At 57.3% G+C, this 13670-nt stretch carries 12 protein-coding genes; 1 reads left to right on the top strand and 11 read right to left on the bottom strand.

Translation table 11 applies throughout. The annotated features are described in order from the left end of the window. The first annotated feature begins 201 nt into the window (after positions 1 to 201). The gene (locus HG15A2_RS22510) at positions 202 to 1017 is read left to right on the top strand and encodes a toxin-antitoxin system YwqK family antitoxin (protein ID WP_145063550.1); all 816 of its coding nucleotides are present in this window, start codon (positions 202 to 204) and stop codon (positions 1015 to 1017) included. A gap of 265 nt (positions 1018 to 1282) precedes the next feature. On the opposite strand, the gene HG15A2_RS22505 is transcribed toward HG15A2_RS22510, so the two are convergent. From HG15A2_RS22505 to HG15A2_RS22460, 11 genes are all read right to left on the bottom strand, one after another. Next, positions 1283 to 1957, bottom strand: a complete 675-nt coding sequence (locus tag HG15A2_RS22505) for a toprim domain-containing protein (protein WP_145063549.1) — start codon at positions 1955 to 1957, stop codon at positions 1283 to 1285. A gap of 536 nt (positions 1958 to 2493) precedes the next feature. After that, positions 2494 to 3924, bottom strand: a complete 1431-nt coding sequence (locus HG15A2_RS22500) for a 2-oxo acid dehydrogenase subunit E2 (protein WP_145063547.1) — start codon at positions 3922 to 3924, stop codon at positions 2494 to 2496. A gap of 89 nt (positions 3925 to 4013) precedes the next feature. Further along, positions 4014 to 4268, bottom strand: coding sequence for a GxxExxY protein (locus tag HG15A2_RS22495; protein ID WP_315851209.1), 255 nt, complete (start codon positions 4266 to 4268; stop codon positions 4014 to 4016). Between the two features lie 63 nt (positions 4269 to 4331). Then, positions 4332 to 7046: a pyruvate dehydrogenase (acetyl-transferring), homodimeric type gene (gene aceE / locus HG15A2_RS22490; RefSeq protein WP_145063545.1), complete on the bottom strand. Its 2715-nt coding sequence runs from the start codon at positions 7044 to 7046 to the stop codon at positions 4332 to 4334. 77 nt (positions 7047 to 7123) lie between these two features. Then, positions 7124 to 7387: a GxxExxY protein gene (locus HG15A2_RS22485; RefSeq protein WP_261342143.1), complete on the bottom strand. Its 264-nt coding sequence runs from the start codon at positions 7385 to 7387 to the stop codon at positions 7124 to 7126. Next, positions 7374 to 7457, bottom strand: a complete 84-nt coding sequence (locus tag HG15A2_RS24920; protein ID WP_261342177.1) for a GxxExxY protein — start codon at positions 7455 to 7457, stop codon at positions 7374 to 7376. The genes HG15A2_RS22485 and HG15A2_RS24920 overlap by 14 nt, the downstream gene beginning before the upstream one ends. A gap of 129 nt (positions 7458 to 7586) precedes the next feature. Next, on the bottom strand, positions 7587 to 9017 hold the full coding sequence (gene lpdA / locus HG15A2_RS22480; protein ID WP_145063543.1) for a dihydrolipoyl dehydrogenase: 1431 nt from the start codon (positions 9015 to 9017) through the stop codon (positions 7587 to 7589). Between the two features lie 283 nt (positions 9018 to 9300). Beyond that, on the bottom strand, positions 9301 to 9741 hold the full coding sequence (locus tag HG15A2_RS22475; protein WP_145063541.1) for a hypothetical protein: 441 nt from the start codon (positions 9739 to 9741) through the stop codon (positions 9301 to 9303). A 605-nt stretch (positions 9742 to 10346) separates the two neighbouring features. After that, positions 10347 to 11273: a TIGR01777 family oxidoreductase gene (locus HG15A2_RS22470; RefSeq protein ID WP_145063539.1), complete on the bottom strand. Its 927-nt coding sequence runs from the start codon at positions 11271 to 11273 to the stop codon at positions 10347 to 10349. 156 nt (positions 11274 to 11429) lie between these two features. After that, positions 11430 to 12404: a formylglycine-generating enzyme family protein gene (locus HG15A2_RS22465; RefSeq protein WP_145063537.1), complete on the bottom strand. Its 975-nt coding sequence runs from the start codon at positions 12402 to 12404 to the stop codon at positions 11430 to 11432. A 215-nt stretch (positions 12405 to 12619) separates the two neighbouring features. Then, entirely contained in the window at positions 12620 to 13501 is an 882-nt protein-coding gene (locus HG15A2_RS22460) for a rhomboid family intramembrane serine protease (RefSeq protein ID WP_145063535.1), read from the bottom strand. Positions 13502 to 13670 lie beyond the last annotated feature (169 nt).

Here is a 13670-nt window from a genome sequence, read left to right as displayed (position 1 = left end):
TGTAGGGTACTGCCGAGCTCCGCGAGGCATACCAAGCGCCTCGTTCATGGTATGCCTCGCTCCACTCGGCAGTACCCTATAGATTGTTTCGAGCCTCTGCACAATGGTCTGCGCAATGGTCCGCACAGCGGACCCTACAGCTGTTGGAATGGTAAGTGTTTCCACGCAGAGTCGCAGAGGCCGCAGAGAGCGAGATGATTCATGAGCGAAGCCCGCAGACCTCGAAAGCTCGTCTATCTTCTAAGTGGGTTGGCAGTCGCTCTGTTCTTGCTGGTAGTAATGTCGATATACGTTTACCCACGGCAGCAAGAGCTCTCTTTTAACCCTGCCTACATTGGCACATATCGAGGCGTAGGGCTGCACGATGGGGCCGGGTACTTTGGTAAGAACTGGTTTCGCGTTCATTGGGAAACGGATGACGGCATCTCTACGGAGGTGCTCATCGATGACTACGGATACGGCCCGTTCCAATCCTACTATCCCGACGGCGAGCTGCGCGGTACGGGGCTCTGTTTGGTCGAGCCCAATGGCGGTATGGAGGATCCCATGCCTGACGAACACGATGTTCTCCAAGGCAAGTTTTATGCCCCCGACGGAAGCTTGTTGAGTGAAGTCATCAATGGCACGGGCACGCAGACACTTTGTGATGCAGCAGGCAATATCATTTGGAAGTTGCGATTGAAGGCCGGTACTCGGCGCGAGCATTGGATGTTTTCTTCTGATGGAGTAACGCTTTCCCACACTCGTTACGATCATGACGAGCTAGTGAATGGTGCCTATATCTCTGAACATTACAACGGAAAGCCGAAGGCACGGGGGCGTTATCGATCGGGCTACGGCTCGACAGTAGGGAATTGGTACCGCTTCCATGACGACGGTTCGCTGGAGTCGATTACCGATCACGATACGGAGCCGCCAGCTGAGCAGAAGTTCGAGCGGGGAGAGCGATTCCCAACACCCAAGGAACAGGCAGAGATTCGGGCGATCGAGGCAGAGTTGGAAGAGCCGACTCCGTAGTTGTTTTGGACAGGATGAACAGGATTTATTCTGAATAGCGATCCTGTCAATCCTGTCACAATAACGGTTCAGTCGAGATCCCGCCTTAGCCGTAGGGTCCGCTGTGCGGATCAAGAACTTTCCTTCGTCTTGTAGGGTACTGCCGAGTGGAGCGAGGCATACCATGAACGAGGCGCTTGGTATGCCTCGCTCCACTCGGCAGTACCCTACAGATTGTCCGCGAGCCTCTGCACAATGGTCTGCGCAATCGTCCGCACAGCAGACCCTACAGCTCGCGGCCCAGAACGCGTAGCTCTGCAAACACAATTAGCGCTCGGTCCGCATCTTCCGCGCTGAGCGGCTTCAAGTTGCGCGACTCAGGGGCGATGCATTGCGTCTTAAGCGTGAGGGCGTCCACCCCGCCGAGGCCTCGAAAGCGTTTGGTTTTAATTTCTGTTAGGCCCTGCTCGCGCAGATAGTCGCGCACCCGATTGAGATGGCTTTCGGTGGAAGCGTACACCGGCTGGGGCATTCCTGCGGCAGCGATGATCCACTGTGGTGCGTGCACATCGAACACACGCCCAGCGTCGAGCAGTGGGCGCAGCCAGCGATAGAGGAACAACAGCATGAGCGTGCGAGCGTGGATGCCGTCGGCATCGGGGTCGAACAGTAGGATGAGTCGTTCGTAGCGCACGTTCACTAGCTGGGCTGCGTTCGAGTTTACAGACAGCTCAATCCCGAGAGAGTCTAGCACGGCTGCGAACTGAACGTTCCTGTGTACTTCGTTGGCTGAAGTGTTCATCGCGTTGAGCGGCTTGCCCTGCATGGGCAGCACGGCTTGGTTGGCGGCGTTGCGGACTCGCAAGACGGCCCGCGCGGCGGAGTCGCCCTCGACGATGTAGAGTTCCGAATCAGGGCCAGGTTGGGTGCAGTCGGCGAGCTTGGGGGCGGAAAAACGCATGGTTGTTATACCGTTGTTATTTGGCCGACTAGAGCTTGACTACGTACCTAGACGACGCAGCTTAGCCACCAGAGAACCGGTGTAGCAAGCAAGATTGCAAGAGCAATGTAGCATTGCCTACTTGCTCCACGGAAGAATACGTAGACGCAGACTCCCAAGAGAATTGCTGCCGTGGAAAGAGCTATGACTCCGCAGATTGCTCGGAAGCTAGCTTCATTCGGAGGAGTCCAACTACCAACAAATCGGCCGCCCATCCCAGACATCAATTGCAGCCTGATCGCCAAAGCACTGGTCAGGGCGAGAAGTAGCGCAAAGCTATTTAGTGAGTTGATCACCTTGGTCTCTCTTCGGTGCGCATCGACTTATTGCGGCCTCGGTGGTGCTCCGACGATTGGCAGCGCGAATTACTCGGCCGCTTCTTGTTCCTCTTTGATTACCCAGGGTGGCAGTTGCTCGCCTAGGCGCGCTAGGCGTTACCCTGGGCTATGATACGAATCCCCTTTGGGGAAACTCAGGAAATGACCGTCCGCATTCATTCACGGAGCCATTAACAGACGCCCCGGATTGGCAAGATAGCTCTTTGCGTCGTTCAAGAACCTGGCAGCTGCGGCGCCGTCGACGATGCGGTGGTCGTAGGAGATTGAGAGGGGCATCATCAGGCGGGGTTGGAACTCGCCGCTTGCCTTGTCGAACTGTGGCAAGATGCGACTCCGACCGATGAGGAGGATAGCCGCTTCAGGCGGGTTGATGATCGGCGTGCTGTACGTGCCGCCGATGGCGCCCAGGTTGCTGATGGTGAAGGTGCCACCGCGCATGTCGTCGACGGAAAGCGTGCCGGTGCGTGCCGCTTCGGCGATTTCGGCGATCTCGCGGGCGATCTGCGGGATGCTTTTTCGATCTGCATCGCGCAGGACGGGCACCACGAGGCCGCGATCGGTGTCGACGGCGATGCCTATGTTGACGTATTCCTTGTAGATGATCTCGACGCCTTCGTCAGAGACCGAAGCGTTCACGATCGGGTGATGCTTCAAAGCCGTGGCGACGCTCTTGACGATGAACGGCATGTGCGTGAGCTTCACGCCTTGGGCGGCGTAGTCTTCCTTACTTTCCTTGCGAATGCGTTCGAGCTCGGTGACATCGACATCGTCGAAGTTGGTGAGCTGCGGGATGTTCGAGTAGGAAGCGAGCATATTGCGCGCAATGGTCTGCCGCATACGCGACATTTTCTCCACACGCACTGCACCGCCACCGTCGGAGTCGGGCATTCCTGGGGGCGTCACGCCCTTGGGAGCCGACGCGGCTGCTTGCTGATTGTTGCTGCGCACGAATGCCTGCACGTCGGCTTCAGTAATGCGATCGCCGGCGGCCGGTTGCACGCGTCGGAGATCGACGCCCAGCTCGCGGGCTAGTCGGCGCACAGCAGGACCAGCGGCAGCGGCGGAGTGACCGTCGCCGGGGAGATCGACGTTCGGCTGCGGTGCGGAGGGGCTCGAAACGGTTGCCTGGGAACTGACTGCACGGCTGGGAGCATCGGCGTGTGCTTCAGTGGGTTGTGGTGCTGACTTGGGCTCCGGTGCTGCACTCCCTGGAAGGCCGCCATCGGAGACTTCGCTTGCGGGGACCGGCTCGGGGGCTTGCTTTGCTGGTTCGGGTTCAGGCTCTGGCGATGCATCGGACCCGGCCGCTGAAGCGGCGGGGCCAGGGGCCGGTTCGGAAGTTCCCGCACCATCAGCGGCTTCGATCTCAATGATCGCTTGATCGATGGTGACGGTGTCGCCTTCGGCAACGAGGATCTTCACGATCTTGCCGGCTTGGGGGCTGGGGATCGGGAGGGTGGCCTTGTCGGTCTCAAGTTCCATGAGGTCTTGGTCTTTGGCGACCACGTCCCCTTCGGAAACAAACAGGCTCAGGACATCGCCCGATTCGACATTTTCGCCCAAGTTGGGCAGTTTGATTTGTGTAGGCATGACTAAATAGTTGGTTAGCTTTGTTGGAATTCTTTTTTTGAACCACAGAGGGCACGGAGGTTCACAGAGGAAACTTGGTGAGGGCTTTACTAGCCGTTGACCATTCTTGTGATTCCGTGCTTTAAGCGTTCGACGTTAAAGTTTAGTAGGAGGCTGACTCGAAGATTGCTCATCTTGAGATAGGACAATAATTGTGCTTCATGGATGGGAAGGATCGATTCGACAGCCTTTAATTCAACTATCTTCAACAAGTAAGTCGATTCCAGCAACCCTGGCCCTAGCTGCGAATGAACTTCCATCGCAGACCCAATGATTTTCTCAGTAAGCTCTCGATCATCCAACACCTAGGGTGCTCTCTTGCTTCTCTGTGAACCTCCGTGTCCTCTGTGGTTCAAAATCATTTAGGTTTAAGCATACAACGCCGATTGCTTATCTTCGTCCACGCCCAAGTCCTTGATCGCTTTGGCAACGACCTTGGCATCGATTTCGCCTCGCTTGCTCAATTGGTACAGCGCGGCGATGGTGATGCATTCGGCGTCGACCTCGAAGTGACGGCGGAGGGCTTCGCGGCTTTCGCTACGTCCCATACCGTCAGTTCCGAGGACAGTTAATCCGCCGGGTACCCACGGGTCGATTTGCTCTGGGAGTGCTTGCACATAGTCGCTGGCGGCGACTACTGGGTGCTCGATTCCTTTGAGCTGCTCGGCAATGTAGGGCACTTTGGCCTTCTTGGTGGGGTGCATCATGTTCCAGCGTTCGCATTCTTGGGCTTCGCGGCGCAGTTGTGTGTAGCTGGTCATGCTCCACACGTCGCTGGACACTTGGTACTTCTCGGCAAGAATTTGCTGGGCCCGTAAGGTTTCTCGCAAGATGGGTCCGCTTCCCAGTAACGTAACCTTGTGCTCACCCTTACCTTTCAGATTCTCTGGCTTCTTGTTCAGCTGATACATGCCCGCGATGATGCCTTCCTCGCAACCCTTGGGCATGGGAGGCATCTCGTAGTTTTCATTTTCGAGGGTGATGTAGTAGATGGCGGTCTCGTTCTCTTCGTAGAGCTTCTTGAGCCCGTCGAAAATGATGACCGCCGTCTCGTACGCATAGGCAGGGTCGTAAGCGCGGACCGTCGGGAACGCGATCGCGTTGAGCAGGCTGTGACCGTCTTGATGCTGAAGGCCCTCGCCATTGAGTGTCGTGCGCCCTGCCGTGCCGCCAAGCATGAAGCCTTTCGTGCGGCAGTCGGCTGCGGCCCATATGAGGTCGCCGATTCTCTGGAAGCCGAACATGGAATAGTAGATGAACATCGGAATCATGTTCACGCCGTGCGACGAGTAGCTGGTGCCGGCGGCAATGAAGCTGCTCATCGAGCCCGCTTCGGTGATACCCTCTTCGAGTAGCTGCCCGTCCTTCGCTTCTTTGTAGTACGCGAGTTGGTCGGAATCGACAGGATCATAGAGCTGCCCTGTATGTGCGTAGATGCCCACCTGGCGGAACAGACCTTCCATGCCGAAGGTGCGCGACTCATCGGGCACAATCGGCACGATTTGTTTGCCAATGCCTTTGTCCCGCAGCAGGTCGCTAAGCAGACGTACGAAGCCCATCGTGGTGGACATCGGCTTGTCTGGGCTGGGACTGACGAGCTTGTCCATCGTCTTGCTGTAGTCCTCCAGCCGAGGGACTTTCAAGGGCACGGGGGCGTTGTTACGTGCCGGGACACTACCGCCGAGCTTAGCGCGTTGCTCGCGCATGTACTTCATCTCGGGGCTATCTTCGGGGGGACGATAGAAGGGGGCCTCGGACACGCGCTCGTCGGAAATGGGAATGCCAAATCGACTGCGGAACTCGCGGAGTTCTTGCTCGTTGAGCTTCTTCTGGTTGTGCGTGATGTTGCGACCTTCGCCCCCTTCGCCCACGCCGTAACCCTTGATCGTCTTAGCGATGATCACTGTTGGGCGGCCCTTGCACTCGGTGGCGGCCTTCATCGCAGCGAAGACTTTCTCAGGATCGTGGCCGCCTCGTTTGAGTTTGGCGAGGCGTTCGTCGGAGTAGTTTTTCACCATCTTGAGCAGCTCGGGATTGGTGCCGAAGAAGTGTTCGCGAATGTATTTGCCACCACTGACGACGTACTTCTGGTACTCGCCATCGACGGCAGCCATCATGCGCTCAGCCAGCAGACCTTGCTCGTCGTCCTCGATAAGCGGATCCCAGTCGCCGCCCCATACGACTTTGATGACATTCCAACCGGCTCCGCGGAAAGCGCCTTCGAGTTCCTGAATGATCTTGCCGTTGCCCCGTACTGGCCCGTCGAGCCGTTGTAGGTTGCAATTGATCACGAACGTGAGATTGTCGAGATGTTCGCGCGAGGCGAGCGTGATCGCACCGAGGGTTTCCGGCTCGTCGCATTCTCCATCGCCTAGAAATGCCCACACGCGTTTGCCGGCAACGTCTTTGATGCCGCGATCAGTCAGGTAGCGATTGAACCGCGCTTGGTAGATCGACATGATCGGCCCCAAGCCCATCGAGACGGTCGGGAATTCCCAAAACTCCGGCATGAGCCAAGGATGTGGATACGAGGAAAGCCCGCCGCCCTCGCTCAGTTCGCGACGGAAGTTTACGAGGTTCTGCTCGGTGAGGCGACCTTCGAGAAACGCACGCGAGTACATGCCAGGGGCGGCGTGTCCTTGGTAATAGACCTGATCGCCGGAGTAACCATCTTCCCCGCGACCACGGATGAAGTGATTGAAGGCGACTTCGTATAGCGTGGCACTGCTAGCGAACGTGCTAATGTGTCCGCCGGGTGCAGCTGGGTCGCGATTAGCTCGTGTGACCATGGCCATGGCGTTCCAGCGCACGAAACTCTTGATACGACGCTCCAGCTCCCGATTGCCCGGGAAGGGGGGCGTCTTGTCCGCGGGGATCGTGTTGATGTACGGAGTGGTCGCCGTGAAGGGGAGCTCCACGCCGTTGCGATGGGCCGTCTCATCGAGCACGGCGAGCAGCTGTTGCACGCGCTCTGGGCCTTTGCTTTCGAGAATGTAATCTAAGGATTCCAACCACTCAGCGGTTTCGCCCGGGTCGGAGTCGTTAGGAATGGGTGAACGGGGTGTGGTGTCGGCGGTTGCCATGTTGGAAATCCTGTAGCGTTATTTTTTTGAACCACAGAGGGCACGGAGAGCACGGAGGTTTGTTGGTTACTCGCAACCTAGCCGTTGACGACTCTAGTGATGCCCTCTTTTAGTAGTGGTACGTTAAAGTTGATAAGCAATCCGGTTCGGATGCCGCTTAGTTTTAAGTAAGAAAGGAGTTGTGCTTTGTGTATTGGCAGTATTGATTCAATGGCCTTGAGTTCGATGATAACTCTTTCTTCGACGAGCAAGTCAATCCGATAGCCGGCTTCTAATTCTATACTCTTGTATTTGATGGGGAGAGCAACCTGCGCTTTTGCATTGTTCTTACGCTGGAGCAATCCAAAATAACAGGCACTTTTCGTAAGTCGACTCAAGCAAGCCTGGTCCCAATGCACGATGTACCTCCATCGCACACCCAATAATCTCCCTCGTTAGGTCTTCGTCATTCATCACGGCATCCGGTCGATTGGGTTCACTAACAACCTCCGTGCTCTCCGTGCCCTCTGTGGTTCAAAAAATGCAGCTGTGAAATCGTGACTATCTCTTAGGTCGATAAACTTCCGTGGCCGTACCTAAGTAGACTTCGCCAGCGAAGGCTAATGTTTCACTCAAGGTTGGGTGCGGGTGGATGGATTCGGTTAGGTCGTGGACCTTGCAGCCCATTTCAATGGCGACGACGGCTTCGGCGATCAATTCGCCGGCTCCTGAGCCGACGATACCGCAGCCGAGCAGGCGGTCGGTCTCTGGATCGATGAGCCACTTGGTGAGCCCATCGGTACGGCCGATGGCGATGGCTCGTCCACTGGCTTGCCACGGGTACTGGACGATCTTTACGGTGCGGCCCTCGGCCTTGGCTTGGTCGGCGGTGAGGCCGGCCCAGGCGATTTCCGGATCGGTAAAGACCACCGCAGGAATCGCGTGTGCATCATTTGCGGCGGCATGGCCGGCGAGTACCTCTGCGGCTACTTTGCCTTCGTAGGAGGCTTTATGAGCGAGCATTGGTTCGCCTGCGATATCGCCAATAGCGAAAATGCGCTCATCGGTGGTGCGTTGTTGGTTATCGACTTTCGCAAAGCCGCGCTTATCAAGCTCGACCTTGGTGTTCTCTAGTCCGAAGCCTTTCGATACGGGGCGACGGCCGACTGCGACAAGTACGCGTTCGAACTGATGCGTGCCGCTGACGCCTGAGTCATCGCCTTCAGGACCTTCGATATCGACATCGACGTGATCGCCCGCGTCTCTTAAAGCGGTGACCTTGGTATTCAAGTGAATCGCGGTCATCGTCTGCGAGAGTCGTTTCGCAAGCGGCTTCACGAGATCTCGATCTGCACCGGGTAACAGGCCGGTGGTCATCTCGACGACGGAAACCTCCGAGCCGATTTCTGCATAGACGGTGCCCATCTCTAGGCCGATGTAGCCGCCGCCGATCACGAGCAGTGACTTGGGGATGTCCACAAGATTGAGCGCGCCGGTGGAGTCCATCACTCGGTCGCTGCCGATGTTGAACATCGGCGGCATGGCGGGCACGCTACCCGTGGCAAGGATGCAGTGGTCGAACGTAATGCGTTCGCTCTCGTAGGTCTCTGGGTTGCCACCTTCGAGTTGCAGTGTTTGCGAATCGACAAACACGCCGCGAGCATGGATGCGTTTCACTTTGCGGCGTTTGACGAGCTCGGCCAGTCCGCCGGTAAGCGTATCGATGACTTTTTCTTTTCGCGCCCGCATCGCATCGACGTTGAGCTTAGGCTCTTGGAAGTCGACACCCCATTCGTGCATTTCGCGCGACTCACTGATGACTTTCGCCACGTGCAGGAGGGCTTTACTGGGAATGCACCCACGCAACAGGCAGGTGCCACCCAGGCGCGGGTCGGCTTCGACGATAGCGACCTCGAGGCCAAGATCGGCGGCCATGAACGCTGCGGCGTACCCACCGGGCCCGCCTCCGAGAACGACAACTTGAGAATGCATGTGGGAAGGGGCTAGGGGTTGAGGGGCCAGGAACCAGTTGCTAGGACGGGGGCGGTGGCCCTCGCGAGAAACCCCCAGTTTAACGCGAAAGGGGCGTCAGAGGTAGGGCCGCTTGCGGCTTAGCCGCGGGGCCTAAGGAGGGTGAAATCAAGGCAATTTAGCGGGGCTGCCCTGCTCAACAAAGGACGCGGCTAAACCGAAAGCGAGGGGCTAGACGTGACCGGGCGGGTCGCCGGGGGAGTTAGGGGAAGATAGATTGATGTGCGAGTGGGGGACTCTGCTATCAGCCTTGCTTTGAGGAGGCGTAGGAAACGGTGACATCCACTGAGTCTGCCTGTTCCATATGTGGAAAAACATGACCTTTGCTCTTGGGCGTTCTCCAAAGCTTGTTGGGGAGTATTTCTGATTCGGCTTTCGAGACCGCATAGATCGTGTAGTTCCACGTCTGAATGATACTACCGCCGGAATCACGTGTAGTAATGTTGGCATCGACGGTACGAACTGGTACGTCTCCAGTGTTGCGCAGCGTAACGACAAGTTTCTGCGCCTCGAATCCATTGGACTTAACGAAGTTTCTAATCCCAGCCAGCACAACCTCAGCTGAAGCATCCGCTTCTTCTTGCTCGTGTTCTTCTTTCTCCAACTTTGCTGCACGCCGTGGGGGGAGCTGTGTATCCTCAACACTAGTGAGCGGGTCGCAACCAACCGCTAGTAGAGTGAACAAGAGAAGGGGGGGCTGAGAAATCGCATAGGATTGAGAAGCGGATTGTGCGATCAGGTGGCGCTGCGTCGGTTCACCGGCGAGCTGTTAGCTCGCGGCTACTTGCTGTTGGGAACAGTTGCGAGATACTCCACGCGAGGCTCGCCGGCTTGGATACCGTTAGGTAAGAACACAGTGCGCATTGAGCGTACCATCGACGGTGACACGCAACTCTGCCTCGGTGGGAGGGGTTGGGGTATACTCTCCCTTCAGAAAAACGCCTTTTGGATCAACATGAGAGCAGCGGTTCTCCGTGCCATTAACTGCCAAGACTAACGAAACACAAGATGAATGGGCGGCATATTCCATGAGTGGATTCCGACGACCTGCGAAAAATTATTGCCTGTCGAGAGACATTCAACTCGACGAGAAAAAGAAGCTCGGGTATGGAACGGATGGAGGGGTATGGAATCTACTACGTCGATCCGCAACCGCCGAACATTCGCTTTCGGTGGTGAGGCTTCTTGGGATGGGGAACTGGTGGCGGGGCTCCTGTGAGTCGTTGTCCGGCGGCTATTTTGAAACCGCCGCTTGCGGATTAGCTGCAATTTTCATTGAAGTCTGAGCTTTCATGAAGTCTTCGTCTCATTCAGTAAATGCTCTAGCGCAGGTTCCAACTCGGGATACTCAAAGTGATATCCCGTGTCGCTGAGTACCGTGGGTTTCACACGAGTGCTGGCAAGTAGCAGTGCGTCGGCCATTTCGCCGAAGGCGAGCCTTGCGACAAAGGCGGGCATGGGGAGGAACGTCGGGCGACCGAGCACGCTCCCTAGAGTTTTTGTGTATTTGTGATTTGTTACCGGGTTTGGGGCGGTCATGTTCACCGGGCCGGAGAGCGTGGGCGTGTTGATCACATGAACAATGCCCGCGACCAAGTCATCCAGCGCAATCCAACTGAAGTATTGCTGGCCGTTGCCGAGGACACCACCGACGCCCATCTTGAACGGGGTGAGCATCTTGGCCAGCGCGCCACCTTTGGGACTGAGCACGACTCCGATGCGCATGTTCGCTACGCGAATGCCTGCATCGCGGGCCGGTTCGCAGGAGGCTTCCCACTGTTGGCAGACGTCGGGAAGGAAGCCCTCGCCAGGGTCTGATTGTTCGGTAAGCACGCTGTCGCCCCGATCGCCGTAGTAGCCGATGGCCGAGGCGCAGGCGAGTGTGTGCGGTTTGTTCTGACAGTTGGCAATTGTTTCCGCGATCAGCAGCGTGCCCTTGGTACGAGAGTGGAGGATGCGCTGCTTGACGGCGTCCGACCAACGGCTGTCTGCGATGCCTTCGCCGGCCAGATGGATGACTGCATCCGCATCTTCAAAGCGGACTGCATCGATCTCGCCTTTGTTGGGATCCCAGTGCAACTCACGTGCGGAGTCTTTCACTTCGCGGCGCACGGCGCGGATGACTTTGTGGCCGTCGTTTTCGAGGGCATTAACCAGGGCCGAGCCGACGAGGCCACTGGCGCCGGTGATGATGATGGTTTGATCGGAATTGCTCATGATGCGAACTTCGCTAACGAAACTTGTTTGAAAATTGGGTCAAAGTTGTAGAGTCCGCTGTGCGGACCATGATAGGGAGTCTAGTTGATTGGCTCGTCGGTTCGTGGTCGCTTCGCGGCGATTCTTTGGTCCGCACAGCGAACCCTACAACTATTATTACTTTGCACAGCGAAAGCCGGTGTGGTTGGTGGTTTCCTCGGGTGGGGCGTGGTCGCGGTAGCTTACCACGAGGGCGTCGCCGTAATTGGCTGCTGATAACCATGAACCGCCACGACGGACGCGTTGTTCACTGACAAAGGCTGTTGGCTGTTGGCTTTTGGCTGTTGGGCCTGATTTCTTGCTTGTATTGTGCGGTGTTGCCTTGGCATAACTTTGGGGGTCGTAGGCGTCCTGGCACCAGCACCAGACGTTGCCGGTGATGTCATAGAGGCCGCGGCGAGTGGCTGGGAACGCACCGACGGGGGACAGGCCGGCGTAACCATCTTCAGCGGTGTCTGCTTGGGGGAACCAGCCTTGCCAGCCGTTAGCCAGCCATCTTGGAGCTTGCCCCGTTTGATCTTGGTGGTTGCCACTGGGCATGAGTTCGCGGCCCCACGGGTAGGGGCAATCGACGCGTCCATCGCGGGCAGCGTATTCGTATTCGGCTTCGGTCGGAAGGCGTCGTCCTGCCCAGGCGGCGTAGGCACTGGCGTCGTACCATGAAACATGCACTACGGGGTAATCTTCTCTGCCGGCAATTGAGCTGCCCGGTCCTTTAGGCGTTTGCCACGCTGCTCCGGTAACGACACGCCAGGCGCGTGCGTTGGGAACAAACACGCGCGAGCTGCCACGGCGCTCGGCCGTGGTGATGTGGCTGGTGGCGGCAACGAACTTGGCAAATTGAGCGTTGGTGACAGAAGTTGCTTCGATCTGGAAGCTGGAGACGGCCCGTTGATGCACGGGGCGTTGATCGGCCGGGCTAGGGCGCGGTGCGCCCATTGAGAAGATGCCGCCGGGAAGCGAGACAAGTTTGCCGGGGTTCGCTCGGGCGGGCCGGGGTGGATGTTGGACAGTTTCTGAATTCGTGTCGGTACCGCGAGGCCAGGCGGCGGTAGCAGCGAGGGCAGCGGCGATGAGAATGAGGCGTGTCATGTGGCGTCCGTGCCTGGTGAGGTCCGCTGTGCGGACAAGTGCTTCGCGAGTTAGGTAGGGTATGTCGAGCGGAGCGAGGATTCGGGGGGCTTCAGACCTCAGGCTTCAGGCCTCAATGGTAATACCGAGGCCCGGAGCCTGAAGTCCGAATCCGGTATGCCTCGCTCCACTCGGCAATACCCTACAATGAACATCAGGATCCTCTGTTGCGGATCCTACCGCCGATCCTTGATGCGTTGGCTTTCTTTCTCCAGTGTGCGACGTTCGCCACGGGTGAGGCTGCCTTGGCCGCTCGCTGAGACTTTTCTGAGGATGCGGTCAATTTCATTCTCACGCTCTTCCTCTTCTTCGGGAGAGTGAACGCGCAGCTTGGGGCCGCGACGGGGAAGCTGTGTCGTGGAAAGTCCGCTTAGGAAATTGCCCAATGGGTTGAAGCCGGTTTTGTAGAACAAAAAGCCGAATAGGGTACCCGAAAGGTGGGCGGTGAAGGCGACGTTACCCGAGCGGTTGACGGCTCCCATCGCGTCGTAGAACAGTGCGATACCGGCAGCCAGCCACATGGGCATGGGGATGACCAACATGAACAACACCTTGCGGTATGGCCAGTTGAGTGCATAGAGCAAGAACAGTGCCGCGATACCACCCGAGGCGCCAAGCATTCCACCAGCAGGGCCGCCGTAGGCGGCTTCGATGATCGACCACCCGAGACCTGCGAAGACAATCGCGGTGAGGTACAAGCCGAGGAATTGCTTCGAGCCATAACGGTTTTCTAACTCCCGACCGAACATCCACAGCACGACCATGTTGACGAGGATGTGGCCGATATCCGCTAACGAATGGAGGAACCCGTAGCTAAGGAGTTGATATGCTTTCCAAGGCTGCTGGAACCAATTGGCCGAGAGGGCAAAGTATTGGTCGATGGTTGAAGTAACCATCGGTGGCGAAGTCGGGCCACCGGGGATTTGGTACTGCGTGAACATTTGCAGCAAGTAGACCGCGACGTTCACCATGACGAGGCGCATGGTCACACTTTGCGGCATAGAGAGTTGTACTCCCTGGCCTTCGTACTGGGCGTAGTCGCGGTTTTCGTAACCCATGGGGGGAGGGAATTAGGGGTTAGGTGGTTAGGGAGATAGGTCTAGGGAGGGTACTTTGCTCGCGGGGCTAGCGATAGGCGAACCGGTGCAAGAAATGCTAGCAGCCGCTCGCGGGTTAGCAAGCAGTGGGGTAAGAGTTTCCAATAGAATGCAGTGCTAGATAACTGCT

Source organism: Adhaeretor mobilis (assembly GCF_007741515.1).
Taxonomy (GTDB): Bacteria; Planctomycetota; Planctomycetia; order Pirellulales; family Lacipirellulaceae; genus Adhaeretor; species Adhaeretor mobilis.
This window is presented reverse-complemented; position numbering and strand designations above follow the sequence as displayed.